Here is a 25,121-nt window from a genome sequence, read left to right as displayed (position 1 = left end):
AAAGGGTTTCTGTTTTTATTTCATTTCTGGTCGTTCTATTGTAGAGACGGTTTTTATTTTTTCTCTTGATCTTTCCGCATCGCATGATAATAGGCCGCTCGACTCAAAGGTTCGTATTCTTGAGTTTCACCTAGCATAACTAGTTTATCGTTGTCCGTTTTTCTAAAACTATAATGTGCTAAATTTCCAGTACGCGTGCAAACCGCGTGTACTTTTGTAACATATTCTGCCGTGGCCATCAAAGCGGGCATAGGCCCAAAAGGATTTCCTTTAAAATCCATATCCAATCCTGCAACAATAACACGAATGCCTTGGTTGGCTAAATCATTGCAAACTTTTACAATTTCATCATCAAAAAACTGCGCTTCATCAATACCAACTACATCACAACCTTGTGCCAAAATCGAGATATTGGCTGCTGCAGGAACAGGTGTAGAACGAATTTGACTAGCATCATGTGATACTACCATTTCCTCGTCATAACGCGTATCGATGGCTGGTTTGAAAATTTCGATTCGTTGTTTAGCAAATTGCGCCCTTTTTAAACGACGAATTAATTCTTCGGTTTTACCCGAAAACATCGAGCCACAAATGACTTCGATCCAACCAAACTGCTCTTTGTGATTTACTGTATTTTCGAGAAACATTTTGTATTTTTCTGACTTAAAAAATGAATAGTTTTTATTACTTTGTACTGAATAAACGACCTAAAAATTTTATACTTTTACGTCGTTTCAAAAGTATAAAAATTAAATCAAAACGAGGTTTAGCTGAGACTTATTTCAAAAAAAATAAAAGTCCAAAAGCAACATCCCTCATTATCAGACCATTTATACAAGCACATCAAATCAAAATAAAAATTTTCCGCCTAACCTCTTATAATTGAAATTGTTATGAAAAAAAAATTAGAAGCCGATTTAATCAGCATTGCGCACCGAATACTACAGCTCAAAAATAAATCTGACATCAATCAATTATATTTGGAAACGCAAAAGTTATATGAAAAATTAACGGTTTTACAATTTGTAGAAAACCACTTTAGCGAGGTAAAACCTACTATTGGTCTGTCTGAGGTAACTCAGCAATTGGAAACAATTTTTGAGGAAAAAGCCACTACTATTGAAACTACTATTGAAGAAGAAATTCCAACGACACAAGAATCAGAAATCGAGAAAACGATCGAAGAAACAGTTAAAGAAGAATCATCAATCGTTGAGCCTGAAGCAGAGAACGAGCCAGAACTCATCCCGGAAGCGGAATCAAACATCAACAACGAAGAAGAAGGTACTGAAGTAAATGAGTCAATTAGCTATGATGAAGTTGAGGAAGATACAAAAGAGGAAGTGGCAGCAGTAACTGACAATAAAACTGCCGTGGAATTAGAACCTCAACATGAATCCGCTGAACCTGAACTTGCTGCGACTGCAGCCTTTGCACCGGCTTTTAGCTTACTTGCAGATGAAGTTGAAGAAACTCCAGTTGAAACCACAAAAAAACCAGAAGCAGTCCAAATTTCTTTTGAAGATTTATTAGGTGGAAATTACCACGATACTTTATTCGTAAAAAAACAGCAAATTGAAAATATACCGACCGCTGTTGTCATTGAAACTCCAGAAGAAATAGCTCTACCACAACAACCAGAACTTGTGGAGGCGGCAACTGAAATTGAAAAAACAGAGGCAAAAGCTGTATCTTTAAACGACAAACTAGCCAAAGGAATCCATATTGATTTAAATGATCGCTTGGCTTTTATCAAACATTTATTTGCAAACAGCAGCGAAGATTACAATCGCGTTTTGAGTCAGATAAATACTTTTAATTCATTTTACGAAACAAGAGATTTTGTTCAAGATATGGTAAAACCCGATTATAACAATTGGGAAGGCAAACAAGAATACGAAGACCGTTTTATGGATATCATCGAAAAGAAATTCTTGTAATTTTCATTTCAAATTAGCCTTTTGTTAAGCATTCCTAATTAGGAAATACCAACTACTATGTCAAAATTATATATCGTTCCTACGCCCATTGGTAATCTTGAAGACATGACTTTTCGAGCAATTCGAATATTAAAAGAAGTCGACTTGATTTTAGCCGAAGACACGCGTACGAGCGGCAAACTGTTGAAGCATTTTGAAATTGGCACGCACATGCACAGCCATCACATGCACAACGAACACAAAACAGTTGAAAACCTAATCGCCCGATTACAAGCTGGCGAAAACATCGCATTGATCTCAGATGCGGGTACACCAGCCATTTCTGACCCTGGTTTTTTACTTACTAGAGCATGTGTCGAACATGGTATTGCGGTTGAATGTTTGCCTGGCGCGACTGCATTTGTACCTGCATTAGTCAATAGCGGATTGCCTAATGATAAGTTTGTTTTTGAGGGTTTTTTACCTGAAAAAAAGGGCCGTCAAACGCGTTATTTGACATTAGCCGAGGAAACGAGAACCATGATTTTATATGTTTCACCACATAAATTAGTAAAAACACTCGCTGAATTTAGCACTTATTTTGGCGAAGACCGACAAATTTGTGTCTCAAGAGAATTATCAAAACTACACGAAGAAAATGTTCGTGGCACCGTAAAAGAAGTTGCTGCTCATTTTGAAAAAACAGCACCAAGAGGCGAAATTGTAGTTGTGGTAGCGGGTAAAACGGCAATTAAAGAACATAAAAAAAGTAAATTCTCGGACCAAAGTGAATCATGAATAAAAAGAAAGTAATCCTTATCGGGGCAGGACTTACGGGTTTGTACACCGCGTATTTACTACTTGAAAAAGGTTTTGATGTCAAAATCATAGAAGCTCGCAATCGTGTAGGCGGACGCATTCATACGATCACAGGTAGCACTCCCGTTACCATGGAAATGGGTGCTACTTGGTTTAGCAACCAGCATACGCATCTCGTTGCTTTATTGCAAGAATTACAAATTCCGTATTTTAGACAACACACCAAAGGAATTTCATTATTCGAAACCATGTCATTTGTGCCTCCGCAAAAGTTTGAAATATCTGATGCAGAAGAACCTTCGTTTCGAATTGAAGGCGGCAGTAGCGTTTTAATTGATCGTTTGGTATCATTGTGCGCTGCGGCAACAATTAAAACCGGACAAAAAGTAACTGCAATTCAAGAGCAAGAAAGCCAAATTACTGTAACAACAAGTAGCGGAACTATTTTTACAGCTGATTATGTCATCAGTACGATTCCGCCAAATTTACTCATTAATACAGTAGAGTTTAAGCCTGCCCTGCCTGAAAATCTGGTGCAGCTGGCTCGTAAAACTCATACTTGGATGGGCGAAAGTATTAAATTTGCCGTGGCTTACAAAACTTCATTTTGGCGTGAAGCCAATTATTCAGGAACTTTGTATAGTCAGGCAAGTATCATTCAAGAAATGTACGACCACAGCACCGCTATGGCCACAGGATTTGCATTAAAAGGCTTTTTAAACGCAGGTACAGCAGTACTTTCATCTCAAGAAAGGCAGCAAAAAGTTCTTGCCCAATTAACTAGTTTATTTGGACCTGAAGCCTCAGCAATCGAAGGCTATTATGAAACCGTTTGGCGAAACGAAGCTTTGACTTTTCACCCATACGATCAACTTGTTTTGGCACACCAAAACAATGGGCACCAAGCCTACCAACAAAGCCAGTTTAATGGAAAACTATTCTTATCTGGCTCCGAAACAGCGCAACAACATCCTGGTTACATGGACGGAGCACTTGCTGCTGCAAAAAAAATTTCATCTCAATTTTAATATATTTCAGATCATGACAATTGAAGCTTTTTTAGAAAAATTACATGCAACACCAGAATCAATCGGATTTGCAGATACTATAGCTGTTATTGAAGCCCACTATGATTTTACTCCAACCGCCTTTGAAAACGGTACACAGCACAATGCTGCTGGCGAAAATTCAGGTTCGTGTAAACTTTTGGCTTTCGCCGAAATGCACCAACTAAGTCCAGAAGCTACTTTGGCTTGTTTTGGAGCGTATTATTTTGAAGATGTTTTGGGAGATCCAAACGGAACCAATCACCAAAACATTCGCAATTTCATGAAAACAGGTTGGGATGGCATTGCTTTTTACGGAAGTCCCTTAGTGGCAAAATAAAACTATAATCTCATTGTTAGTTGCATCACAATCAATTCTGATCAAATGATTGCTAATGCGCTCAAGTATGCAAAATTTATAACACCAATTTATTATTCAGAATAAGTATGCGTTGGACACTAAAACCAAAACCGCCACAAGAAACTGTAACTGCATTGGCTAAAGCACTTAATGTAGAGGAATTTGTGGCCACTTTACTCGTTCAACGCGGCATTACTACTTTTGAAGAAGCCAAGGCTTTTTTTAGACCAAGTCTAGAACATTTACATGATCCATACTTGATGAAAGATATGGACAAAGCCATCGCACGCATTGAAAATGCCATCTCAGCAAACGAAAACATACTGGTTTTTGGTGATTACGATGTGGATGGAACAACAGCGGTATCACTCGTATCGTCCTACTTAAGGTCGTTTTACCCTAATGTTGCCACTTATATTCCGGATCGTTATGACGAAGGTTACGGAGTATCGTTTAAGGGGATTGACTTTGCAGAGGATAACGGTTTTACACTGATAATTGCTCTAGACTGCGGTATTAAATCAATCGATCACGTGGCTTACGCCAAAAACAAAGGCATTGATTTTGTCATTTGTGACCACCATAGGCCAGGCGATACCCTACCCGATGCAGTAGCAATACTTGATCCCAAGAGAGACGATTGCAGTTATCCGTATGATGAATTGTGTGGTTGCGGTATTGGATTTAAGCTTATTCAAGCACTAGGCGCCAATAGGAATCAAACCGTAACTGATTTAATGGAATACCTTGATTTAGTAGCAGCCGCCATTGCTGCAGACATTGTACCCATGACGGGAGAAAACAGAGTTTTGGCTCATTTTGGATTGCAAGTTATCAATAGTAACCCGAGACCGGGAATCAAAGCCATCATCCATCAATTAAAAAAACAAACGCTGGATATAACCGATGTAGTATTTATCATTGCTCCACGCATCAATGCTGCCGGTCGTATCAAACATGGTAACCATGCCGTTGAGTTGTTAACCGAATTTGATTTTGAACAAGCACAACAGTTTGCCTCAGAAATTGAAGCTTATAACGCAGAACGCAAAGATTTAGACAAGTACATCACCAAAGAAGCACTGCAACAAATCATTGAAAATGACGAAACGGAGCGTTTTACTACCGTTGTTTATCAAGAAGATTGGCATAAAGGAGTCATCGGAATTGTAGCTTCGCGCTTAATTGAAACTTACTACCGACCGACATTAGTTTTTACAAAAAGTGGCGACAAATATGCCGCTTCGGCACGTTCTGTAAAAGGATTTGATGTGTATAATGCTCTTGAATCTTGTGCCGAACATTTAGAACAATTTGGTGGCCACATGTATGCTGCCGGCATGACTTTAAAAGAAGAAAACTACGAGTCGTTTAAAAAAGCGTTCGAAAACGAGGTCAAACAAACCATTCCGCCCGAATTACTTGTACCAGAAATTACCATCGATGCCGAAATTGATTTTAACGACATTACGCCCAAATTGATTCGGATTTTAAAACAATTTGAACCTTTCGGGCCACAAAATATGACTCCCGTATTTTTAACCAAAAACATAAAAGATACTGGTTATGGCAAGCCAATGGGTAAAGAGGACGAACATATTCGCCTTTTTGTGAAACAAAATCATTCAGCTGGCGTTGCGGCAATAGGATTTAATCTTGGTGCTAAATTAGATATTACTTCACATCAAAAAACCTTTCAGGCTGTTTATTGCATTGACGAAAACGAATGGAACGGCACCGTTACAACCCAATTGCGATTAAAAGATATTAAAGCATAACACTATGACTACTACCAAAACTGATCCTTACGCAGCGCTCCGTTACAAAGAATTTACTATTTTTTTATTGTTGCGTTTTGCCATGGTATTTGGTTGGTCAATGCAATTTATCATCATAGAATGGGAAGTGTATAGTTTGACTCAAAATCCGCTATCGCTAGGGATTATTGGCTTAATGGAAGTAATTCCCGCTGTAACGATGGCGCTATTTGCTGGACATGTTGTAGATCAAAAGGAAAAAAAAGAGCTTCTTGTTAAATGCATCTTAGGTTTTGCAGTTATTAGTTTAGGCTTATTCTTATGTACTTTACCCTCAATTACAAAAGATATATCCAAATCGACCTTGTTGTATTTCATTTACTTTTTGGTGTTTTTAGGCGGTGCAGTTCGTGCTTTCTTAGGTCCAACTATTTTCTCTTTGTTGGCTCTTATCGTTCCCAAAAAAATATATCCCAATGCAGCAACTTGGAGTAGTTCTGTTTGGCAAATAAGTTCTGTACTTGGACCGGCAATTGCTGGTTTTTCAATCAATTGGTTTGGAGTACCAAGTTCAATGGCAGTGGTACTTTTTTGCTCTGTACTCGCTTTGCTTGCGCTAACTCAAATAGAAAAAAAGCCTATTTTGAATCCGAAAATTGGGGAGCCAATAATGGATAGCCTAAAAGAAGGCGTACGATTTGTATTTACCAACAAAACCATTTTGGGTGCTTTGTCACTAGATATGATCGCTGTTTTGTTTGGAGGTGCCGTTGCGCTGTTACCTATTTTTGCACAAGACATTTTAAAAGTGGGTCCACAAGGATTTGGTGTGTTGCGTGCCGCACCGGCAGTTGGGGCATTTTTAATGCTGATTCTTTCTGCTTACATTCCGTTTACAAAAAATGCAGGAATCAAATTATTACTGGCTGTATTTGCCTTTGGATTGTGTATGATAGTTTTTGGACTATCCTCAGTTTTTTGGATTTCGGTTGTCGCTTTATTTTTAAGTGGTCTTTTCGATGGAATTTCAGTTGTGATTAGACAAACCATTTTACAATTAAAAACACCGGATTCGATGCGAGGCCGCGTAGCAGCTGTAAATTCAATCTTTGTAGGATCCTCAAATGAATTAGGCGCTTTTGAAAGTGGATTGACCGCAAAACTTATGGGCACTGTAAATGCAGTAGTGTTTGGTGGTGTAATGACTTTGGTAACGGTATTTTTTACAGGAGCGGTATCACCTACTTTCAGAAAATTAGACCTGCAAAAAGATGTTGAAGACCATGAAAAAAGCGAGTCATAAGTCTGTTTAGCGAAGCTATCCTTAGTCATAAAATTTTAAGTCTTTTTTACAATTTATTATTTAGAATTATTTTAAATAATAATTATCTTTGTAAAAAAGAGTAGCTCATGCACGATATCAAGACTATTTATCAGAACCATTTAGGAACCGCATTTTATTGGAAAAAAGGAGAGCAACTTCTTTCAGATCGCGTTCAGGTCATTTTTAAAGACATGGGTTTTTACTATACTACGCAAGAATTACAATTGTTTGCCAATTGTATTCAAGATAGTTTTGAAAACAATAAAACGTGTGCAAGTTGTGAGTTTCAGCAACAATGCCAGCGCTTTTTGTTAAAAACACCTAATTCTCAAATAGATTTAGCGGTGACCATGACTGAACTTTCAGCGGTGAAAGACTTAGTAATGGGAACTTTGTTTGCTATTAATTTGGAAAAATATGTATATGGAGAAGGATTAAATTAAGATTGGAATTTTTTAATTTCAAAATTCTCGCCATCAAAAACACCGTAAGTAAAATATATAATCCAATCGCCTAGGTTTACGTATTCGGCATTATCGCCTACAGACACTTTCATAGGTAAATGACGGTGGCCAAAAACAAGGTAATTGTAGTGCTTGGTTTGCAATTTTTTCTTGGAATAAAGAATCAGCCATTCGTTGTCTTCGCCAAGAAATTTTACATCTTCATCGCCTGAAATTAGTTTGTTTTTTACAGAAAGGTACTGTGCTAATTTCACGCCAATATCCGGATGTAACCATCTGAAAAGCCATTTGAAAAACGGATTGGTAAATATCTTTTTCATGCGTTTGTATCCTAAATCGCCAGGGCCTTTGCCATCGCCATGTCCGATTAAAAAGGTTTTATTACCAAAAGTATACTCTTGATTGTCATGAAAAACGGGGATATTCAATTCCTTTTGGAAATAATCAGCCATCCATAAATCGTGATTGCCTACAAAAAAATAAATCGGAATTCCGCTGTCGCGAATTTCGGCTAACTTACCCAAAACACGAACAAAACCTTTAGGAACAACCGTTTTATATTCGAACCAAAAGTCAAATAAATCACCTAACAAAAAAATCGCTTCGGCATCTTTTTTAACTTCGTCTAGCCAAGCCACGAACTTTTGTTCTCGAGGAAAACTCAACTCAGGCGTTGGCGCACCAAAATGCTGATCAGAGGTAAAATAAATCTTTTTGTTAGGAGGTACAGTCATGAAAACGGCCTAAATATTAAATATTGTCACTAGCAAACCACTCTGCAAAAGACGATTCTGTTTCTTGTAATTTCAATGAGAAAAGTGCAATTCCTTCTGGAAGTCTGTTGCTGATGCGTTTTGCAAAATCAATTACCATGTTCTCACTCGTAGGTTGGTAATCAACAAGAATTACGTGATGACCACGATTGATAAGTTCGTTGGCTAGATCAATATGTGGTGTAGTACCGTTGAAAACTGTCGCGTGATCAAACTGATCAACGATTTCTTCTTTTACAATTTTCTTTAAATCCGTGAAGTCAATTACCATTCCGAATTTTACATTAGAACGATCTGTGATTGGCGTTCCTATCACAGTTACTGACAATTTATAACTGTGTCCGTGTACGTTTTTGCATTTGCCATCGTAACCATACAAGGCATGCCCGGTCTCGAAACTAAATTGTTTTGTAATTCTGATATTGCTCATTAGACTTGAATTTTGATGCAAATTTAGGAAATAGAAGCGAGAAATAAGCTGTAAATATTAGGTAAAGGCTTTTGGAGCGGAGTTTGAAAAGTGTAACCTCTTATTATAATGATATGAATGTTAAGAAATATAGCTTCAGAATTGATAAACCCATAGCCCTGATGGAAACGGCATCTCCCGATTTAGAAAAACAAGGCTTTTTTGCCGCAGTTTTTATAAATCGGGAATATAGTGTACAGCAGGAAAAAGCTCCTAAAAAAAATACCTCAACTATTTTTTAAACTGTGCCAAAGCATTTTTAGTGAAATCAGACAAAACTAATGTTCCAGAAATACTGGCGCGCTCTAACAAAAGTGTATCCCAGTTTTCGGTTCCTTCCCAAAGTACTTTTTTCATTTCAAACAATGCCTCTGGATTGTAACTCGCTAATTTGCTGCTAAACGAAGTAACGGCAGAGTCAAGTTCTTGTTGCGTGGCATAGGTTGCTGCGTACAAACCTTTGGCAACAGCCCAATCAGCCGACTTCCATTCGTGAGCAGCAAGTGTCATTTCGGACATGGCAGTTTTACCAATTTTACGAGAAACGGCTGGTTCAATAACAAACGGACCTATGCCGATGGCTAATTCAGAGAGTTTTATAGCTGCCGAAGTAGACGCCAAAACATAATCACAAGCTGCAGCGATACCTACTCCGCCACCCACTGCTTTACCATGTACGCGACCAATAATCAACTTTGAGCATGAACGCATAGCATTTATAAGATGGGCAAAACCAGAGAAAAAATGAGCTCCTTCTGCTTCATTGGATACCGCCAAGAGTTCATCAAATGAGGCACCTGCACAAAAAGCGCCTTCGCCCTTGCTTTGAATTACAATTACAGATACCTCTGGATTGTTACTCATTGCCGTTAAAGCTTCAGTTAATTGATCTAGTAAAACTCTTGGGAACGAATTACTTGCAGGATGGCCAAATGTAAGTGTTGCAACTGCTGCGTTGATAGTTGTAGTAAGCGAACCTGTAGACGGTATTGATGACATAGCGATTTTTTAGGGTAAAGTTAAAAAAACTACCGCATGATTTCAATTTTTGAGAAAAAGGAATGGATTTGTTTTTTGGAAATTTGTTTTTTGGATAATTAAAATCATATATTTGCGACGGTATTGGGGGATTAGCTCATTTGGCTAGAGCGCTTGCCTGGCAGGCAAGAGGTGATCGGTTCGAATCCGATATTCTCCACAATTACAATTAAGCCTTACAGAAATGTGAGGCTTTTTTATTTTATTGTTGTTACGAAAATAAATCATTAGAATAGAGCGTCCCGAAAGCATTCGGGAAGGTGATCGGTTCGAATCCGATATTCTCCACAATTGCAATTAAGCCTTACAGAAATGTGAGGCTTTTCTAATTTATTGTTGTTACATGAATAAATCATTAGAATAGAGCGTCCCGAAAGCATTCGGGAAGGTAATCGGTTCGAATCCGATATTCTCCACAATTAAAATTAAGTGCTTATAGTAAAATCTATAAGTGCTTTTTTTTTATGCATGTTTCACACAAAAGGCACACTACTATCAACAAAGCATAAAAACCGCAATAACTCAAAATTATTGCGGTTTTGATTGTCTGTATTAAATTTCAAAAAATTATTTACCATAATCGATCCTGCCAACAGAGCGCATGATTCTTACGATTTTAGTTTTGCGATTGTTAATGTACGACGACGAACTTATTGCGGAATACTTTCGAGGATTAGGTAAAATTGCAGCTATTCCTGCGGCTTGTTTCGGGGTCAAGCTTGAAGCGCCTTTGCGGTACCAATGTTCGGCGGCGGCTTGAGCACCATATACTCCATTCCCCATTTCGATACTGTTTAAGTACACTTCCATGATGCGTTCTTTGCCCCAAATTAGTTCAATTAAAACAGTAAAATAAGCTTCGAGACCTTTGCGCAAATAGCTACGGCCCTGCCATAAAAAAACGTTTTTGGCCGTTTGCTGTGAAATGGTACTTCCACCTTTAATTCTTCGGCCACGTTCATTGCTTTTATAGGCTTTTTGCATGGCTACAAAATCGAAACCGTTGTGTTTTAAAAAAGTCCCATCCTCGCTGGCAATCACCGCTTTTTGCAAATTCATTGACAAATTTTCAATAGGCTCCCAGTCGTGACTGAAATACACTTCTTTGTCTGAAAAATTATTTTCGATAGCACGAATGACCATTAAAGGCGTAAAATAAACCGGAACAAATTTGTACAACACAACAAAGAAAATAGATATCCCAAAAAACCAAAGCAAAGCCTTCACCAAAAAATTTCTAAGTTTTGATTGCCAAGTACTCGTTTGCTTCTTGCTAGTTTGTCTTGATTTTTTCGGTGCTATTTTGGTTCCCATTATACTAAATCTGCTAATTCTGTTCCTATTAAACTGCCTATTGCTACTCCCATTCCGCCCAAACGCACGCCACAATACACATGATTTGATAGTTGCGACACAATTGGTTTTTTACTATTTCCCATTCCCATAATACCGCTCCAACGATGAGCAATTTCAAAGTCATACTGCGGCAAAATTACTTCTTTTAGCAATTGTTCCAATTTTTTTTGTACAATTTCTGTTTGCCCCAATTGCGTAGTGTTTTCGGCTTCAAAGTCTAAGTTTCTTCCGCCGCCTAACAATATTCTGTCGCCAATGTTTCGGAAATAATAATACCCTTTATCTAAATGAAAAGTCCCTTTAATATCCAAATTAGGAATAGGTTGCGTAATTAACACTTGAGCACGTGCGGGCTGTACGGCTCCTTGAGTTAGCGAATTCGCAAAACCATTGGTCGCAAATAAAAGTTTTTGAGTGACAAAACTAAAATCGCCCAGCGCCACTTCTACTGCACTTTCTAAATCTGTATAAGCCGTAACAGTTTGTTGGTTTAGAATCAGAATATCATTTGCAATTGCTTTTTTGAGTAATGCCTGCATCATGTTACCCGTATCAATTTGTGCTTCGAACGGGTTATACACCACATAATCTTGTATGCCTTGAAACCCAAAACGATCTATTTGTTTCGCAAAAACATCTGCCTTGAAGAGAGGTCTTAAAATTTCGTTTATAAAAGGCAGCTTCGAAATACATTCTTGATAGGTACTTTCATCATCTTGTAAAAACAATTCATAACCTCCAAAAGGCTTGAAGTCGATTGCGACATCTCCCAAATTTTTACGAAGAAGCTGTAAGCCTTGCCAACGTTTTTGAATGAGTTGAATCACTTCTTCTTCGGAATGCGAATTCAAATCATCGATAATCTCCGAAATACTTCCGAAGCAAGCAAAACCGGCGTTTTTGGTACTAGCGCCTTGTGGTAACATTCCTTTTTCTAAAACTAGAATTTTACTCTCCGGAAATCTTTCGCGCAAGCGCAACGCAGCATGCAAACCAACGATTCCGCTGCCTACGATGGTATAATCTACTTTTGTAAACCAATTTTTCAACTCCCAATAACTCAAATCCATTTTCGAAATTTTTTATAAAAATAATACTTTTTTGAGGCTAATTACAGGAAACAAATTAATCTTTAACTGGGGCTTTTCTACAAAAAAGTAACACATTGAACACCAATTTATTCAGCCTTGACTGCATGAATACCCAATAGAAACAGCTGATAAAGCATCTTCAATCGAAAAAAAATGGCTAATTTTAGCATCCAAAAATAATTATTCGAATGAAAAAAATACTGCTTTTCCCTTTATTAATGTTGAGTTTAAATACTATGGCACAAAATGTAATGACACCTGAATTGCTCTGGAAATTGGGCCGCGTAACTCCATTAGGTTTATCAAAAGATGGTAAAAACATAGTTTATCAAGTGAGCACTCCTGATGTTGCTGCTAACAAATCAGTTAGCAAGCGATTCGCAATTCCGGTAGGTGGTGGCACTGCCGTGGAATTAGAGTCGACAACAGCAATTTTACCCAACAAAAACATTTCGCCAAACGGCCAATACATTGTTTATGACGAAGCCGTAAAGATTGAAAATGTTCATGGAAAAGATTTTTATCCCGCTTTGCAAAATTCTGATGTACAAATTTATGATGGTTTGAACTACCGTCATTGGGACAGTTGGAACGAAGGCAGCTACAACCATGTTTTTTACAAAGAAAACAAAGAGGGCGCAACGGGAATTGATATCATGAAAGGCGAAAATTTTGACAGCCCTCAAAAACCTTTTGGTGGCGACGAAGATTATATTTGGTCACCAGATAGCAAGCGCATTGTGTACGTTAGCAAGAAAAAAGCAGGTACTGATTACGCTATTTCAACCGATACTAACTTGTTTGAATACAATTTAGAAACAGGCGTAACCACAAATTTAACTCCCGAAAATAAAGGTTATGATACCGCACCACAATTTTCACCAAAAGGACATTTGACTTATTTACAAATGAAACGCGATGGATATGAAGCGGATAAAAATGACATTATCGTTGTTTTTAATGGTACCAAAATGAACTTAACTGCCAATTGGGACGGCAGCGTAGATAGTTTTATGTGGAGTCCGGATGGCAGCAAAGTATATTTTACAGCTGCAGTTGACGGAACCAAACAACTTTTCGAAGTCAACTTTCCGGGCGTTACAAGGATTGCCATCACAGTACGTCAAATTACTAGCGGCGCTTTTGATGTAAATGATTTGGTAGGAGTAGTTGGAGAGACAATTGTAGTTTCAAGAACGGATATGAATCATGCAGCAGAACTCTTCTCTTATAATTTCAAGAAAAAAACTTGGCAGCAACTTACAGAAGTTAACAGTGCTACATACAAATCATTACAATTAAGTACTGTCGAAAAAAGATATGTGACCACAACAGATGGCAAAAAAATGCTTGTTTGGGTTGTATTGCCACCTAATTTTGATGCCTCAAAAAAATACCCAACCTTATTGTATTGCCAAGGTGGACCACAATCTGCCTTGACACAATTTTATTCCTACCGATGGAATTTGCAATTAATGGCTGCAAACGGCTACATTGTTGTAGCACCAAACCGTCGCGGAATGCAAGGTCATGGCGTGGAGTGGAATGAAAAAATTAGTACCGATTGGGGCGGTCAAGTAATGGATGATTACCTAGCAGCAATTGATGATGTGGCCAAAGAAAGTTATGTAGACAAAACTCGTTTGGGTTGCGTGGGTGCTAGTTATGGCGGTTATTCGGCTTTTTACTTGGCGGGAATTCACAACAACCGTTTCAAAACTTTTATTGCTCACGATGGTATTTTTAATACTCAAAGTATGTACGGCACTACTGAGGAAGTGTTTTTTACAAATTGGGATTTTGGAGGACCGTATTGGGATAAAAATAATGCTGTAGCGCAAAAAGCATACACGACTTTTAATCCGATCAATTTTGTTGACAAATGGAATACCCCTATTTTGATTATTCAAGGTGGTAAAGATTTTAGAGTGCCAACTGGCCAAGGTCAAGAAGCGTTTCAAGCTGCACAACTGCGAGGTATTAAAAGTAGATTTTTGTATTTTCCCGAAGAAAACCATTGGGTACTAAAACCGCAAAATGCACAAGTTTGGCAGTACGAATTTTTTAAATGGCTGAAAGAAACTTTATAAATCAGATGACTATAACCTCACTTTTAGTGGGGTTATTTTTTATGAACAACTCACTATTTGGAATATCTTAACTTAAAAGTGGGTACTAATTTTTAACTTTGAAGAATGGATTTTAAATTAAACTACATCCCTGTTAAAGTGCTCTTGGGCTATCTCCTTTTAATACTATTATTTGGTAGCGTAGCTTGGTTTTTGTACCAAGAAAACAAGCGTTTTTCAACAACAGATAATAATCCTTCGTCAAATAACAGTGCCGTTTTACAAGTTAGTAATGTACTTGCTGATTTATACAAAACAGAAAGTATGGGTCGTGCTGCGGTACAATCAGGCCAAAATGGCGATTACAACAACTATTTGAAACAAACCAATGCGCTAACAATCGCAATTGATTCATTAAAAAAAGCTGTAAATACACCCAAACAAATTAAATTATTAGACAGTGTTCAGGTACTACTTGGTAAAAAGACCAAAAATATCCTGAAGTTAAAAGCGATTAAAAGCAAATCAGAAGACGAACAAGCCGTTAGCACTGCTATTACCGATTTAACCAAAATGCAATCGTCATTGCGTAAGTTGCAATTAGAAGATTTTGTACAAAATCCCAATAAAATGGGAGACTACGAGCGTAATGTATTGAAAAAATATGTGGCGTATCTCAATCAAAATATTCCCGACGATAGTACAAATACATTAAGCAAGAAAGAATCCGATTCGATTGTAAGTGTATCCAAAAAGCTTTTAAATCAAGTACAAACTAAAACGAATACTAAGAAAAAACTAGTAAGTGCCGAGGAAAAAAAATTACTGCAAAATGAATTGTCCATCTCGGATCAATTGCGTCAAGTTCTGGGCAGTATTGAAAAGGAAATTATTCGTAGCACAGCAAGCAATTATTTAAAAAGAGAAGCCTCTTTACAAAAAACCAACCGAATTGTAACCAGCGCTGCTATTATCGGTTTGATCTTAACCATGGCATTTTTAATTGCTATTTTGAATGATTTTTCTAAGTCGCAATTGTATAAAAAGCAGCTTGAAGCAGCCAACCTGAAAGCCAAAAAATTACTTCGTAGTAGAGAACAATTGATTGCTACCGTAAGCCATGATTTAAAAACACCTTTGAGTACCATCATGGGCTATTCTGAATTATTAAGTAATTCTGAACTCAGCAACAAGCAAATTCATTTTGCCAAAAATATTAAAGGTTCCTCCGATTATATTGCGCAATTAGTCCAAGATTTACTTGATTTTACTCAAATCGAGGCAGGAAAAATTGCCATCGAAAAAATTCCGTTTTCACTTTCTAAAAATATTCAAGAAGTAGCAGTAAGTGTTCAAGCCATTTACGCACAAAAAGATATCGAATTGAAACTCGATATTGACCCCAAATTGCAACAACCAATTTTAAGTGATCCATTCCGCTTGCGTCAAATTTTAACCAACCTGATAGGAAACGCATACAAGTTTACTGAAAAAGGAACCATCAAAATTTCGGCACAAATAGATGTAGCGCTTGAGAATATTCGCATTTCAGTTGCAGATAGCGGAATAGGAATTGCAGCAGAAAATCAGGAAATCATTTTTGAAGAATTCACACAAGCCAATGACCAAATCGAAAAAAAATACGGAGGAACAGGTCTTGGACTAACCATTTCTAAAAAAATGGCATCCATTCTCGGCGGCGATTTACAGCTGAATAGCACTCTAGGTCAGGGCAGCACATTTACAATTAAGTTGCCGCTACTATTTGCTCCGGTGTCAACTGAAAACCCTGAAGACAAAATAGAAATTTCAGGTGAAAAGAAAATAGGTGTTTTAATAGACGATGACCGCAATTTATTACAACTAACAACCGAGGTTTTAAGAAACAACAACTATATCGTTCATCCTTTTCAAGATGCTAATGAAGCCCTACAGTGGATGAAGCAGTACGCTTTTGACTTTATAATTACCGACATACAAATGCCCGTTATAGATGGATTTGAACTACTACGAAGTGTTCAAAAAAGTACCGAATATAATTCCAAAAAACAACCTATTATTGCCGTAACAGGACGCAATGACCTTGATAAAAACTACTATCTTGATGCTGGTTTTAGTACTGTAATTTACAAGCCATACACACCTAAAATTTTGCTTAAAACCATAAGCGCTATTTTAAATCAGCGTGAAATACCAAAGGCATCGATTAAAAAAGCAAGAGAAAAAAAGGTTACAAAACTATTTTCGTTAAAAGAATTAAGAGCTTTTTTACCAGATCAGAACGATGAATTACGAGAAATTCTAGAAAATTTCATGACTAGTTCAATAGAAAATTTAGCCCTTTTGAATAACGCGATAGAAAACAAAAATGCAGCTGAAGTGCAAAACATCGCGCATAAAATGAGTCCAATGTTCAAGCAAATAAAAGCCAACCACATCAGCACGATTTTGGATCAATTAGAAAGAGAATCCTATCATTCAATAGATGCAGTTGCATTGGCAAATGAATTGAGCATAAAAATGAACGCTCTGTTTGTTTTACTTCAAAAAGAAATTAATTGATATTGTACAACTTCAACTTATTATACAATGTTTTCCTGTTGATTTGAAGTAATTTAGCCGCCTCCGTTTTATTTTGATTGGTTCTAGCGAGCGCTTCAAGAATAGTTTCTTTTTCGTTTTCTGATAAGGAAAAATCAGCGCTGATCGCAGCATCCTCTTGAAAAAACTCTACAGGCAAAGCTTCTTTTTGTACCAACTCTCCCTGTGTTAGCAAAGTCGCACGCTTAATACAGTTTTGCAGTTCTCTTAAATTTCCTGGCCACTTATATTTTTGAAAGATAGAAATAACTTCAGGAGAAAATCCTAAAACGTCTTTTTGTAGTTCTTGATTGGCTTTTTCCAGAAAAAAATCGGCAAAAAGCATCAAATCTTCATTTCGTTCAACCAAAGATGGCGAATGAATCGAGAATTCATTAATTCTATGATACAAATCTTCGCGGAAATCTCCTTTTTTTACGGCCTCTCTTAAATCTTCATTAGTAGCTGTAATGATGCGAATATCGACCGCTATTTCCTTGTTGCTACCAACAGGTTTTATCTTGCGTTCTTGTAAGGCGCGCAACAATTGTATTTGATTCTCGTATGATAAATTCCCGATTTCGTCTAGAAAAACAGTTCCGTTATTAGCAGCTTCAAAAAAACCAACCTTGTCATGAATAGCACCGGTAAAAGAACCTTTTACATGACCAAAAAATTCACTTGCAGCCAATTCTTTTGGTATTGAACCGCAGTCGACAGCAATAAAGGGAGTATCTTTTCGGGTACTATTTTGGTGAATACTTTTAGCAATAACCTCTTTACCAGTTCCGCTTTCGCCAATGATAAGCACTGACATATTAGTTGGACTCACGAGCTGAATATACTCTGCTAATTTTTGAGAAGCTTTTGAAATTCCTTTCACAAAAGTTGTTACAGGCGTACTTTGAACTTGTTTTTTAGTTTTAGCAGGAACACTAGACACCGCTGTTTCTTCAGAAGGCTCTTGAGCTAATGCATTGGCAATAACCAATAAAACCTCCTCAGGATTAAAAGGCTTTGAAATATAATCTGTAGCGCCATTTTTAATTGCTTTCACAGCAGTATTTACATCGGCATAACCGGTCATGAGCAAAACGGGCAGGTTAGGAAAATCTGATTTTATTTCAGACAAAAGCAAAAGACCGTCATAATCCGGCAATCGCAAATCAGAGATAACCAAATCAAAATCAGCAGATTTTAGGCTGTTTTTGCCTTCGGCTGCTGAGAAAGCCGTTACTACTTCAAATGATTTTTTTATCAAAAATTTCTCAAGAAGTTTGCAAAAAGGTACGTCGTCCTCGATTAATAATATTTTAGCCATTGCATTTATACTTTAGTGCTAAAATACAGTTATTTTTACTGTTAATCATCCATCCACAAAAAAAAAGAGAGATTATGTAAACACAATCTCCCTTTTTAAAAATAAAAAAAACCACCCAATTATGTATCTATCTAGTCGCCATGAGCATCCGTGCGAACAGTAGCTTTCTGGTCTCTGACATTATCATTTCATTGTGATCAATATGATCTTATTTTTGAATCCATTTGCCATTTGCATCCGCAAATAAATTTCCTCTTTTGTCACCCACGGTGATTTCTAATTTATATTCTTTGTTAGCATTAACAAAGGCTTTGTCTAAAACTGCATCTGGATATGCCTTTTTCAATGCTTCTTTTACGGCAGTTGGTACTTCTTCTAATTTCACCTCGGTGTACTCTTCTTGTAAAACAACTACTTTACTAGTTGGGTTTACTTCTACTGTGTTTGCTGCTTGAGTTGCAAAACTACCTAAAACAATTGCTGCTGATAAAATGTACTTTTTCATAATAGTTATATTTAAGTTAGTGAATAACGTTTGATGTTTAGTATAATGGAAAAATTATACCAAAACTAAAAAGCAACCTATCATCTCCGTAAATTACACATTTTAAGCCATTTAAAACAAATACCGAACTACTAACCAAATAAACATATGGGTAAAACCTGTAGAATGCTGAGTAAAATTTACACAAATTAGAATGATTTTTGCAAAGTAAAAGCAAAAAAAAACCTTGCATTGCTGCAAGGTTTAGAACATAATTATCTTTAAAATTATTCTGGAGCATTCATTTTGAATGTGTCCATAAACGCTGTGGTATAATCACCCGCAATGTATGCTGGCTCATCCATCAATTGTCTGTGGAACGGAATTGTTGTTTTAATTCCCTCAATCACGAATTCATCTAAAGCTCTTCTCATTTTACTGATAGCCTCTTCACGAGTTTGCGCAGTTGTAATTAACTTAGCAATCATCGAATCGTAATTTGGCGGAATTGTATATCCTGAATACACGTGTGTATCTAAACGTACACCGTGACCTCCTGGCATGTGTAATGTAGTAATTTTTCCTGGAGAAGGACGAAAATCATTGTACGGATCCTCAGCATTGATACGGCACTCGATAGCGTGTAATTGAGGCAAGTAGTTTTTACCAGAAATCGGCACACCAGCTGCAACTAAAATTTGCTCTCTAATTAAATCGTAATCGATAACTTGCTCTGTAATTGGGTGCTCCACTTGAATACGTGTATTCATTTCCATGAAGTAGAAATTACGGTGCTTATCTACCAAGAATTCAACCGTTCCAGCACCTTCATACTTAATGAATTCGGCTGCTTTTACAGCTGCCTCTCCCATTTTTGTACGCAATTCGTCAGTCATAAACGGCGAAGGAGTTTCTTCGGTCAATTTCTGGTGACGTCTTTGTACAGAACAATCTCTTTCAGAAAGGTGACACGCTTTACCGTAAGCATCACCTACTACTTGAATTTCGATATGACGTGGCTCCTCGATCAATTTTTCAAGATACATTCCGTCATTTCCAAACGCAGCAGCTGATTCTTGACGAGCACTTTCCCATGCTTTCAATAAATCTTCTTCTTTCCATACGGCACGCATTCCTTTTCCTCCACCTCCAGCAGTAGCTTTTAGCATTACTGGAAATCCGAATTCTCTTGCTAAACCTAAGGCTTGCTCGTAAGACTCCAAAATACCTACCGAACCTGGTACGCAAGGAACTCCTGCTTCAATCATGGTTGCTTTTGCAGAAGCTTTATCACCCATTCTATCAATCATTTCAGGAGATGCTCCAATAAATTTAATACCGTGCTCTTGGCAAATTTTCGAAAATTTAGCATTCTCAGATAAGAAACCGTATCCTGGATGAATCGCATCAGCATTCGTAATTTCTGCGGCAGCGATAATATTAGACATCTTCAAATAGGACAAGTTGCTTGGCGCTGGTCCGATGCAAACTGCTTCGTCAGCAAATTTTACGTGAAGACTTTCCGCATCAGCAGTAGAGTAAACAGCAACTGTTTTAATTCCCATTTCTTTACATGTTCTGATAACACGTAATGCAATTTCGCCTCTATTTGCAATTAATATTTTTTTAAACATCTTTTTTTGAGATTTTAAATGTTGAATTTTAAATTTTAAATTATTTCAAATAACGATAACTCATCATTCAAAATTTATAATTTATAATTTATAATTTCTTATGACGGATCTACTAAGAATAATGGTTGATCAAATTCTACTGGTGACATATCATCTACCAATACTTTTACAATTTTACCAGAAATCTCAGACTCGATTTCGTTAAATAATTTCATTGCTTCAATTACGCACAATACGTCACCTTTAGCAATTGATTTTCCAACTTCAACAAACATTGGTTTATCTGGAGATGGTTTTCTGTAAAAAGTTCCAATAATTGGCGACTTAATTGTCACATAGTTTGCATTTTCAGCCGCTGGAGCTTCAACTGGTACAGCAACCGGAGCTGCTGGAGCTGGAGCTACTGCTTGTGGAAGTGCGGCTTGTGCAGGCATTTGCTGAACATAAGTAGTTTCAGTTACATTTCCTTCTAAAGTAGTTCTAATAGTGATTTTTACATCATCCATTTCTAATTTAACTTCTGCAACACCAGAATTTGCTACAAATTTGATTAGATTTTGAATTTCTTTTAAATCCATGATTATTTGTTTTTAGTTTAAATTTATTTTTTGTCGTAAGCCCATTTTAGATAAATAGATCCCCAAGTGAATCCACCACCAAAAGCGGCAAATATTATATTATCTCCTTTTTTAAGTAAATGTTCAAAATCATGCAACACTAATGGCAAAGTGGCAGAAGTTGTGTTACCGTACTTTTCAATATTCATTAATACTTTAGACTCTTCCAGATTCATTCTATTAGCCGTTGCATCAATGATACGTTTGTTGGCTTGATGTGGCACTAACCAAGATACATCCTGATTAGTCAAATTATTTCTTTGTAAAATTAATTCACTAGCATCAGCCATATTAGTAACTGCATACTTGAAAACTGTTTTACCGTCTTGAAAAATACTGTGCTTGTTGTCTCTTACCGTTTCAAGAGAAGTTGGAGTGATTGATCCACCTGCATCGATTTTTAAGAAATCTCTTCCTACTCCATCACTTCGCAGGTACTCGTCTTGTAATCCAAGTCCATCATGATTAGGTTCGAATAAAACTGCTCCTGCACCATCACCAAAAATAATACAAGTTGCTCTATCCGTATAATCTACGATTGAAGACATTTTATCAGCCCCAATTAAAAGTACTTTTTTATACCTTCCAGACTGAATGTACGCTGCAGCTGTTGACATCCCGTACAAAAAGCTTGAACATGCAGCTTGCAAATCATAGGCAAATGCATTTGTTGCGCCGATTTGAGTTGCTACAAATACTCCTGTAGAAGCCACAGGCATATCCGGAGTAGCTGTTGCCATGATTACCATGTCAATTTCTAGAGGATCCAAATTAGCTTTGGCTAATAAATCTTGAGCTGCTTTAATAGCCAAAAAAGAGGTTCCTTTATCAGCATCTTTTAAGATTCTTCTTTCCTTAATTCCAGTACGAGAAGTAATCCATTCATCATTGGTGTCAACCATTGTTTCTAAAACTTTGTTACTCAAAACAAAGTCAGGAACATAGGCTCCAACAGCGGTTATTGCGGCTGTGATTGTATTCATTTTATGCATTTATTACTGGCCAAATGTTGCCATTTGATTTTTTTTAAAAGACTTGAAAATTACGAAAAAATTTCCATCTACTTGATATAGAACCTAATAATTAATGAAAATTTTAACCAACAAAAAAACTCTCACGATGTGAGAGTTCGAATATCATTTGCTAAAATGTATTAAGCAACAGCTACAGATTTATCTATAACAACTTGCCCTCTGTAGTACATTTTACCTTCGTGCCAGTATGCTCTGTGGTATAAGTGCGCCTCACCTGTAATAGGACAAGTAGCTATTTGTGCTGCAGTAGCTTTGTAATGTGTTCTTCTCTTATCTCTTCTTGTTTTCGAGATTTTTCTCTTTGGATGTGCCATTTTACTATATTATTTATCCGTTAATAGTTTCTTTAATTTGTCCCAACGTGGGTCAATATTTTCTTCTTCGTTGTATTCTTGTTTTTCTTCGTTTATGCTTAGCTCATTGAGCTTGGTTAAGGCTTCGGTATTTAAACTTCCATCTTTTATTCCTGGATGCACACGTTTAAAGGGAACTGACAATACAATCATTTCATATATGTATTGTGCAATATTCACCTCAAATTCTCCGTGTGGCAAAATCAATAATTCTTCGTTGTCGTTGTTGAACTCTTCGCCAAAACGAACAATCAATTTCATTTTACCTTTTATAGGTAAATCAAAATCTTCTCCTGTCAAATCGCAAGGAACATTTACCGTTCCTTTATGTTTAAAATTCAACTCTAAAAGCGTGCTTTTCTTATCTAAAACCACATTTACTTTGATATCTGAATTTTGATATTCATCATAATCAAAGATTTCAAAGAACGCATTACTGATTTGATATTCAAAATGATGTTTCCCTAGCTTTAATCCTATAAAAGGTATTAAAAATTCTTTTGTGTTCTTCATTTCAACAACAATTTGAGCCTTAACTGAGCTTTCAGTACGGGAGTGCAAAGATATAAATTTATTGCAAATCTAATAATGTTATTCACTTTTTTTTGTTGACAACTACTTTTCTTTTATTCTAAGTGGTTTTGCGCTAATTTCTGCATACTGATTTCTAGAATGAAAAATATCGATAGCCAAATATACAGCCTCCTTAAAAGAGTTATAGTCAGCAATACCTTTACCTGCAATATCATAAGCCGTTCCGTGATCAGGCGAAGTTCTAATTTTATGTAAACCTGCAGTAAAATTAACTCCTTTACCAAATGACAAGGTTTTAAATGGAATTAGACCTTGATCGTGATAAGTTGCAATGATCGCATCGTACTTTTCATATTGATTACTTCCAAAAAATCCATCTGCTGGAAATGGTCCAAAAACCAATGTCCCTTTGTCAAACAATTTGCGTAGCGCAGGTTTTAAAATAGCATCGTCCTCATTACCTATTACTCCTCCATCTCCACAATGCGGATTCAAACCTAAAACTGCTATTTTTGGTTTATTGATACTAAAATCCTGAATCAATGTTTGTTTGATAGTTTCAATTTTTTTCACAATCAGTTCCTCTGTCAAATGTGCCGCAACTTCACTCAATGGTATATGATCGGTAAGCAAACCCACTCGTAAATTATCTTGCACCATTAACATTAACGCATTACCTTCTAACTCTTGGTTCAAATAATCGGTATGACCCGGAAATTGAAACGCTTCAGATTGTATGTTGTATTTGTTGATTGGCGCAGTTACCAAAACATCAATAGTACCCTCTTTTAAAGCTTCGGTAGCCGCTATGAAGGATTTTATGGCATATTCACCTGCTTTCTCATCGGACTGACCCAAACGAACATCTACCCCTTCCTTCCAAACGTTTAACACATTAATTTTTCCGGGAATTGCTTGGTCTAACTTATCAATACCGTGCAAAGTAGTAGTTGATTGAAATGATTTTTTAACAAATGATAATAGCTTTACATTGGCAAAAATAATTGGCGTGCACAACTCCAACATACGAGCATCTTCGAATGTTTTTAACACCACCTCGCTTCCAATACCGTTTAAATCTCCAATAGAAATTCCTACCAATATATTTTCTGCTTTTTTCACCATGACTTACCGTTATTTATTGCTAATTTTGAAGGACAAATTTAGTAAATTAAAATAAGAAATGTTTACAGGAATCATAGAAACACTTGGAATCATCCAAGAAATAGAAAAAGAAAACTCAAACGTACACATCACTATTGAAGCCGCTATAACGAACGAACTAAAAATCGACCAAAGCGTTGCTCATAATGGCGTTTGTTTGACCGTGGTTGCCATAAACGACAATCGTTTCACAGTTACCGCAATTGATGAAACTTTACAGAAAACCAACTTAGCCTCGTGGCATGTAGGTGATCAAATAAATCTAGAGCGCGCGATGAAATTAGGAGATCGATTAGATGGTCATCTTGTACAAGGACATGTTGATCAAGTAGGAACTTGCATAGAGGCTGAAGAAACGAATGGAAGTTGGAAATACAGCTTTGAATATGACCCTACACTTAACAATCTAACTATAGAAAAAGGGTCTATCACGGTAAACGGAGTAAGTTTAACTGTGGTGAACTCGAAGAAAAATCAGTTTAGCGTTGCTATTATTCCGTATACCTATGAGCATACCAATTTTAATAGTTTTAAAATCGGCACTAGAGTAAACCTAGAGTTTGATGTAATTGGCAAATATGTTGCACGATTACACCAAGCACATTAAAAAAACAAAACCCTTTAGTTGTCTAAAGGGTTTTGTTTTTTTCTATAATGATGTAAAATATAAAATCCAAAAAACACGGCAATTAAAGCTACATAATCTAAATACTGAGAAACAGACAAAATTGGAGCGTCTTCGCCTGGCGGCGGAGGAGGAACTTGCCCTAAAGCAATATTAACGCTTCCTATTAGAAAAATTAAAAAATAAAATTTATTTACTCTGCCTTCCATAGTGCCCAAAAATAACAAATTTTACGATAAAAAAAAATCTATTGAGTTTTTAATACTCTTTTTTTAATCGTTTCATTTCA

General features: G+C 36.7%; 25 protein-coding genes and 1 tRNA gene. 12 read left to right on the top strand and 14 right to left on the bottom strand.

Annotated features, from left to right (window positions below):
• Nucleotides 1-53: 53 nt before the first annotated feature.
• Nucleotides 54-647: a thymidine kinase gene (locus L1S34_RS01735; protein WP_166132863.1), complete on the bottom strand. Its 594-nt coding sequence runs from the start codon at nucleotides 645-647 to the stop codon at nucleotides 54-56.
• Between the two features lie 246 nt (nucleotides 648-893).
• Here L1S34_RS01735 and L1S34_RS01730 point away from each other — a divergent pair, with 246 nt between their 5' ends.
• From L1S34_RS01730 to L1S34_RS01700, 7 genes are all read left to right on the top strand, one after another.
• Nucleotides 894-1,940 (top strand): hypothetical protein, encoded by a 1,047-nt coding sequence (locus L1S34_RS01730; RefSeq protein WP_236362444.1) that lies wholly within the window; start codon nucleotides 894-896, stop codon nucleotides 1,938-1,940.
• A 57-nt stretch (nucleotides 1,941-1,997) separates the two neighbouring features.
• A complete protein-coding gene (gene rsmI, locus L1S34_RS01725; protein WP_236362442.1) occupies nucleotides 1,998-2,717 on the top strand; it encodes a 16S rRNA (cytidine(1402)-2'-O)-methyltransferase in 720 nt (239 codons plus the stop codon).
• The gene (locus L1S34_RS01720; protein ID WP_236362440.1) at nucleotides 2,714-3,766 is read left to right on the top strand and encodes a flavin monoamine oxidase family protein; all 1,053 of its coding nucleotides are present in this window, start codon (nucleotides 2,714-2,716) and stop codon (nucleotides 3,764-3,766) included. The genes rsmI and L1S34_RS01720 overlap by 4 nt, the downstream gene beginning before the upstream one ends.
• Before the next feature lie 13 nt (nucleotides 3,767-3,779).
• Nucleotides 3,780-4,124, top strand: a complete 345-nt coding sequence (locus L1S34_RS01715) for a HopJ type III effector protein (RefSeq protein WP_236362438.1) — start codon at nucleotides 3,780-3,782, stop codon at nucleotides 4,122-4,124.
• A 107-nt stretch (nucleotides 4,125-4,231) separates the two neighbouring features.
• Nucleotides 4,232-5,923, top strand: a complete 1,692-nt coding sequence (gene recJ, locus L1S34_RS01710) for a single-stranded-DNA-specific exonuclease RecJ (RefSeq protein ID WP_236362436.1) — start codon at nucleotides 4,232-4,234, stop codon at nucleotides 5,921-5,923.
• A 4-nt stretch (nucleotides 5,924-5,927) separates the two neighbouring features.
• Nucleotides 5,928-7,205, top strand: a complete 1,278-nt coding sequence (locus L1S34_RS01705; RefSeq protein WP_236362434.1) for an MFS transporter — start codon at nucleotides 5,928-5,930, stop codon at nucleotides 7,203-7,205.
• Between the two features lie 107 nt (nucleotides 7,206-7,312).
• Nucleotides 7,313-7,669 (top strand): hypothetical protein, encoded by a 357-nt coding sequence (locus L1S34_RS01700; RefSeq protein WP_236362432.1) that lies wholly within the window; start codon nucleotides 7,313-7,315, stop codon nucleotides 7,667-7,669.
• On the opposite strand, the gene L1S34_RS01695 is transcribed toward L1S34_RS01700, so the two are convergent.
• Nucleotides 7,666-8,424 (bottom strand): UDP-2,3-diacylglucosamine diphosphatase, encoded by a 759-nt coding sequence (locus tag L1S34_RS01695; protein ID WP_236362430.1) that lies wholly within the window; start codon nucleotides 8,422-8,424, stop codon nucleotides 7,666-7,668. The genes L1S34_RS01700 and L1S34_RS01695 overlap by 4 nt on opposite strands.
• A gap of 16 nt (nucleotides 8,425-8,440) precedes the next feature.
• Nucleotides 8,441-8,893 (bottom strand): 6-pyruvoyl trahydropterin synthase family protein, encoded by a 453-nt coding sequence (locus L1S34_RS01690; RefSeq protein ID WP_210788008.1) that lies wholly within the window; start codon nucleotides 8,891-8,893, stop codon nucleotides 8,441-8,443.
• Nucleotides 8,894-9,006: 113 nt separating this feature from the next.
• Here L1S34_RS01690 and L1S34_RS01685 point away from each other — a divergent pair, with 113 nt between their 5' ends.
• Complete coding sequence (locus L1S34_RS01685) at nucleotides 9,007-9,174, top strand: hypothetical protein (RefSeq protein ID WP_236362428.1); 168 nt, start codon at nucleotides 9,007-9,009, stop codon at nucleotides 9,172-9,174.
• On the opposite strand, the gene L1S34_RS01680 is transcribed toward L1S34_RS01685, so the two are convergent.
• A complete protein-coding gene (locus L1S34_RS01680) occupies nucleotides 9,164-9,931 on the bottom strand; it encodes an enoyl-CoA hydratase/isomerase family protein (RefSeq protein WP_236362426.1) in 768 nt (255 codons plus the stop codon). The genes L1S34_RS01685 and L1S34_RS01680 overlap by 11 nt on opposite strands.
• Before the next feature lie 125 nt (nucleotides 9,932-10,056).
• Here L1S34_RS01680 and L1S34_RS01675 point away from each other — a divergent pair.
• A tRNA-Ala gene (locus L1S34_RS01675) sits at nucleotides 10,057-10,130 on the top strand.
• Nucleotides 10,131-10,537: 407 nt separating this feature from the next.
• Here L1S34_RS01675 and mtgA read toward each other — a convergent pair.
• Both mtgA and L1S34_RS01665 read right to left on the bottom strand, forming a co-directional pair.
• Nucleotides 10,538-11,284 carry a monofunctional biosynthetic peptidoglycan transglycosylase gene (gene mtgA / locus L1S34_RS01670; protein ID WP_236362425.1) on the bottom strand — a complete coding sequence of 249 codons (747 nt, stop codon included), beginning with the start codon at nucleotides 11,282-11,284 and terminating at the stop codon, nucleotides 10,538-10,540.
• On the bottom strand, nucleotides 11,284-12,396 hold the full coding sequence (locus L1S34_RS01665) for an NAD(P)/FAD-dependent oxidoreductase (RefSeq protein WP_236362423.1): 1,113 nt from the start codon (nucleotides 12,394-12,396) through the stop codon (nucleotides 11,284-11,286). Before L1S34_RS01665 ends, mtgA begins: the two co-directional genes overlap by 1 nt.
• A gap of 209 nt (nucleotides 12,397-12,605) precedes the next feature.
• Between L1S34_RS01665 and L1S34_RS01660 the strand changes: the two genes are divergently transcribed.
• On the top strand, nucleotides 12,606-14,507 hold the full coding sequence (locus L1S34_RS01660) for a S9 family peptidase (RefSeq protein ID WP_236362421.1): 1,902 nt from the start codon (nucleotides 12,606-12,608) through the stop codon (nucleotides 14,505-14,507).
• A gap of 105 nt (nucleotides 14,508-14,612) precedes the next feature.
• Nucleotides 14,613-17,048, top strand: coding sequence for an ATP-binding protein (locus L1S34_RS01655; protein ID WP_236362419.1), 2,436 nt, complete (start codon nucleotides 14,613-14,615; stop codon nucleotides 17,046-17,048).
• On the opposite strand, the gene L1S34_RS01650 is transcribed toward L1S34_RS01655, so the two are convergent.
• The 8 genes from L1S34_RS01650 to pdxA form a co-directional block, all read right to left on the bottom strand.
• Nucleotides 17,041-18,387, bottom strand: coding sequence for a sigma-54-dependent transcriptional regulator (locus L1S34_RS01650; RefSeq protein WP_236362417.1), 1,347 nt, complete (start codon nucleotides 18,385-18,387; stop codon nucleotides 17,041-17,043). The two genes, L1S34_RS01655 and L1S34_RS01650, sit on opposite strands and share 8 nt — an antisense overlap.
• A 208-nt stretch (nucleotides 18,388-18,595) precedes the next feature.
• Entirely contained in the window at nucleotides 18,596-18,892 is a 297-nt protein-coding gene (locus L1S34_RS01645; RefSeq protein WP_166132844.1) for a hypothetical protein, read from the bottom strand.
• Between the two features lie 266 nt (nucleotides 18,893-19,158).
• Nucleotides 19,159-20,505 carry an acetyl-CoA carboxylase biotin carboxylase subunit gene (gene accC, locus L1S34_RS01640; protein ID WP_166132843.1) on the bottom strand — a complete coding sequence of 449 codons (1,347 nt, stop codon included), beginning with the start codon at nucleotides 20,503-20,505 and terminating at the stop codon, nucleotides 19,159-19,161.
• Between the two features lie 98 nt (nucleotides 20,506-20,603).
• Nucleotides 20,604-21,083 (bottom strand): acetyl-CoA carboxylase biotin carboxyl carrier protein, encoded by a 480-nt coding sequence (gene accB / locus L1S34_RS01635; protein ID WP_166132842.1) that lies wholly within the window; start codon nucleotides 21,081-21,083, stop codon nucleotides 20,604-20,606.
• 23 nt (nucleotides 21,084-21,106) lie between these two features.
• The gene (locus tag L1S34_RS01630) at nucleotides 21,107-22,105 is read right to left on the bottom strand and encodes a beta-ketoacyl-ACP synthase III (RefSeq protein WP_166132841.1); all 999 of its coding nucleotides are present in this window, start codon (nucleotides 22,103-22,105) and stop codon (nucleotides 21,107-21,109) included.
• A 170-nt stretch (nucleotides 22,106-22,275) separates the two neighbouring features.
• Nucleotides 22,276-22,470 (bottom strand): 50S ribosomal protein L32, encoded by a 195-nt coding sequence (gene rpmF, locus L1S34_RS01625; RefSeq protein ID WP_133532440.1) that lies wholly within the window; start codon nucleotides 22,468-22,470, stop codon nucleotides 22,276-22,278.
• A gap of 9 nt (nucleotides 22,471-22,479) precedes the next feature.
• Nucleotides 22,480-23,022 (bottom strand): YceD family protein, encoded by a 543-nt coding sequence (locus L1S34_RS01620; RefSeq protein ID WP_236362415.1) that lies wholly within the window; start codon nucleotides 23,020-23,022, stop codon nucleotides 22,480-22,482.
• Between the two features lie 102 nt (nucleotides 23,023-23,124).
• A complete protein-coding gene (pdxA, locus tag L1S34_RS01615; protein ID WP_236362413.1) occupies nucleotides 23,125-24,168 on the bottom strand; it encodes a 4-hydroxythreonine-4-phosphate dehydrogenase PdxA in 1,044 nt (347 codons plus the stop codon).
• A gap of 58 nt (nucleotides 24,169-24,226) precedes the next feature.
• On the opposite strand from pdxA, the gene L1S34_RS01610 reads away from it, so the two are divergent.
• Nucleotides 24,227-24,814 carry a riboflavin synthase gene (locus L1S34_RS01610; protein ID WP_166132838.1) on the top strand — a complete coding sequence of 196 codons (588 nt, stop codon included), beginning with the start codon at nucleotides 24,227-24,229 and terminating at the stop codon, nucleotides 24,812-24,814.
• The last annotated feature ends 307 nt before the right edge of the window (nucleotides 24,815-25,121 follow it).

The sequence above is a fragment of the Flavobacterium sp. K77 genome (assembly GCF_021608205.1).
Lineage (GTDB): Bacteria > Bacteroidota > Bacteroidia > Flavobacteriales > Flavobacteriaceae > Flavobacterium > Flavobacterium turcicum.
The sequence above is the reverse complement of the archived record's forward strand: the minus strand, read 5'-3'. Positions and strand labels throughout refer to the sequence as shown.

Coding starts and splice junctions, on each gene's coding strand:
- L1S34_RS01735 (WP_166132863.1), bottom strand. CDS start 647: ATGTTTCTCGAAAATACAGTAAATCACAAAGAGCAGTTTGGTTGGATC.
- L1S34_RS01730 (WP_236362444.1), top strand. CDS start 894: ATGAAAAAAAAATTAGAAGCCGATTTAATCAGCATTGCGCACCGAATA.
- rsmI (WP_236362442.1), top strand. CDS start 1,998: ATGTCAAAATTATATATCGTTCCTACGCCCATTGGTAATCTTGAAGAC.
- L1S34_RS01720 (WP_236362440.1), top strand. CDS start 2,714: ATGAATAAAAAGAAAGTAATCCTTATCGGGGCAGGACTTACGGGTTTG.
- L1S34_RS01715 (WP_236362438.1), top strand. CDS start 3,780: ATGACAATTGAAGCTTTTTTAGAAAAATTACATGCAACACCAGAATCA.
- recJ (WP_236362436.1), top strand. CDS start 4,232: ATGCGTTGGACACTAAAACCAAAACCGCCACAAGAAACTGTAACTGCA.
- L1S34_RS01705 (WP_236362434.1), top strand. CDS start 5,928: ATGACTACTACCAAAACTGATCCTTACGCAGCGCTCCGTTACAAAGAA.
- L1S34_RS01700 (WP_236362432.1), top strand. CDS start 7,313: ATGCACGATATCAAGACTATTTATCAGAACCATTTAGGAACCGCATTT.
- L1S34_RS01695 (WP_236362430.1), bottom strand. CDS start 8,424: ATGACTGTACCTCCTAACAAAAAGATTTATTTTACCTCTGATCAGCAT.
- L1S34_RS01690 (WP_210788008.1), bottom strand. CDS start 8,893: ATGAGCAATATCAGAATTACAAAACAATTTAGTTTCGAGACCGGGCAT.
- L1S34_RS01685 (WP_236362428.1), top strand. CDS start 9,007: ATGAATGTTAAGAAATATAGCTTCAGAATTGATAAACCCATAGCCCTG.
- L1S34_RS01680 (WP_236362426.1), bottom strand. CDS start 9,931: ATGTCATCAATACCGTCTACAGGTTCGCTTACTACAACTATCAACGCA.
- mtgA (WP_236362425.1), bottom strand. CDS start 11,284: ATGGGAACCAAAATAGCACCGAAAAAATCAAGACAAACTAGCAAGAAG.
- L1S34_RS01665 (WP_236362423.1), bottom strand. CDS start 12,396: ATGGATTTGAGTTATTGGGAGTTGAAAAATTGGTTTACAAAAGTAGAT.
- L1S34_RS01660 (WP_236362421.1), top strand. CDS start 12,606: ATGAAAAAAATACTGCTTTTCCCTTTATTAATGTTGAGTTTAAATACT.
- L1S34_RS01655 (WP_236362419.1), top strand. CDS start 14,613: ATGGATTTTAAATTAAACTACATCCCTGTTAAAGTGCTCTTGGGCTAT.
- L1S34_RS01650 (WP_236362417.1), bottom strand. CDS start 18,387: ATGGCTAAAATATTATTAATCGAGGACGACGTACCTTTTTGCAAACTT.
- L1S34_RS01645 (WP_166132844.1), bottom strand. CDS start 18,892: ATGAAAAAGTACATTTTATCAGCAGCAATTGTTTTAGGTAGTTTTGCA.
- accC (WP_166132843.1), bottom strand. CDS start 20,505: ATGTTTAAAAAAATATTAATTGCAAATAGAGGCGAAATTGCATTACGT.
- accB (WP_166132842.1), bottom strand. CDS start 21,083: ATGGATTTAAAAGAAATTCAAAATCTAATCAAATTTGTAGCAAATTCT.
- L1S34_RS01630 (WP_166132841.1), bottom strand. CDS start 22,105: ATGAATACAATCACAGCCGCAATAACCGCTGTTGGAGCCTATGTTCCT.
- rpmF (WP_133532440.1), bottom strand. CDS start 22,470: ATGGCACATCCAAAGAGAAAAATCTCGAAAACAAGAAGAGATAAGAGA.
- L1S34_RS01620 (WP_236362415.1), bottom strand. CDS start 23,022: ATGAAGAACACAAAAGAATTTTTAATACCTTTTATAGGATTAAAGCTA.
- pdxA (WP_236362413.1), bottom strand. CDS start 24,168: ATGGTGAAAAAAGCAGAAAATATATTGGTAGGAATTTCTATTGGAGAT.
- L1S34_RS01610 (WP_166132838.1), top strand. CDS start 24,227: ATGTTTACAGGAATCATAGAAACACTTGGAATCATCCAAGAAATAGAA.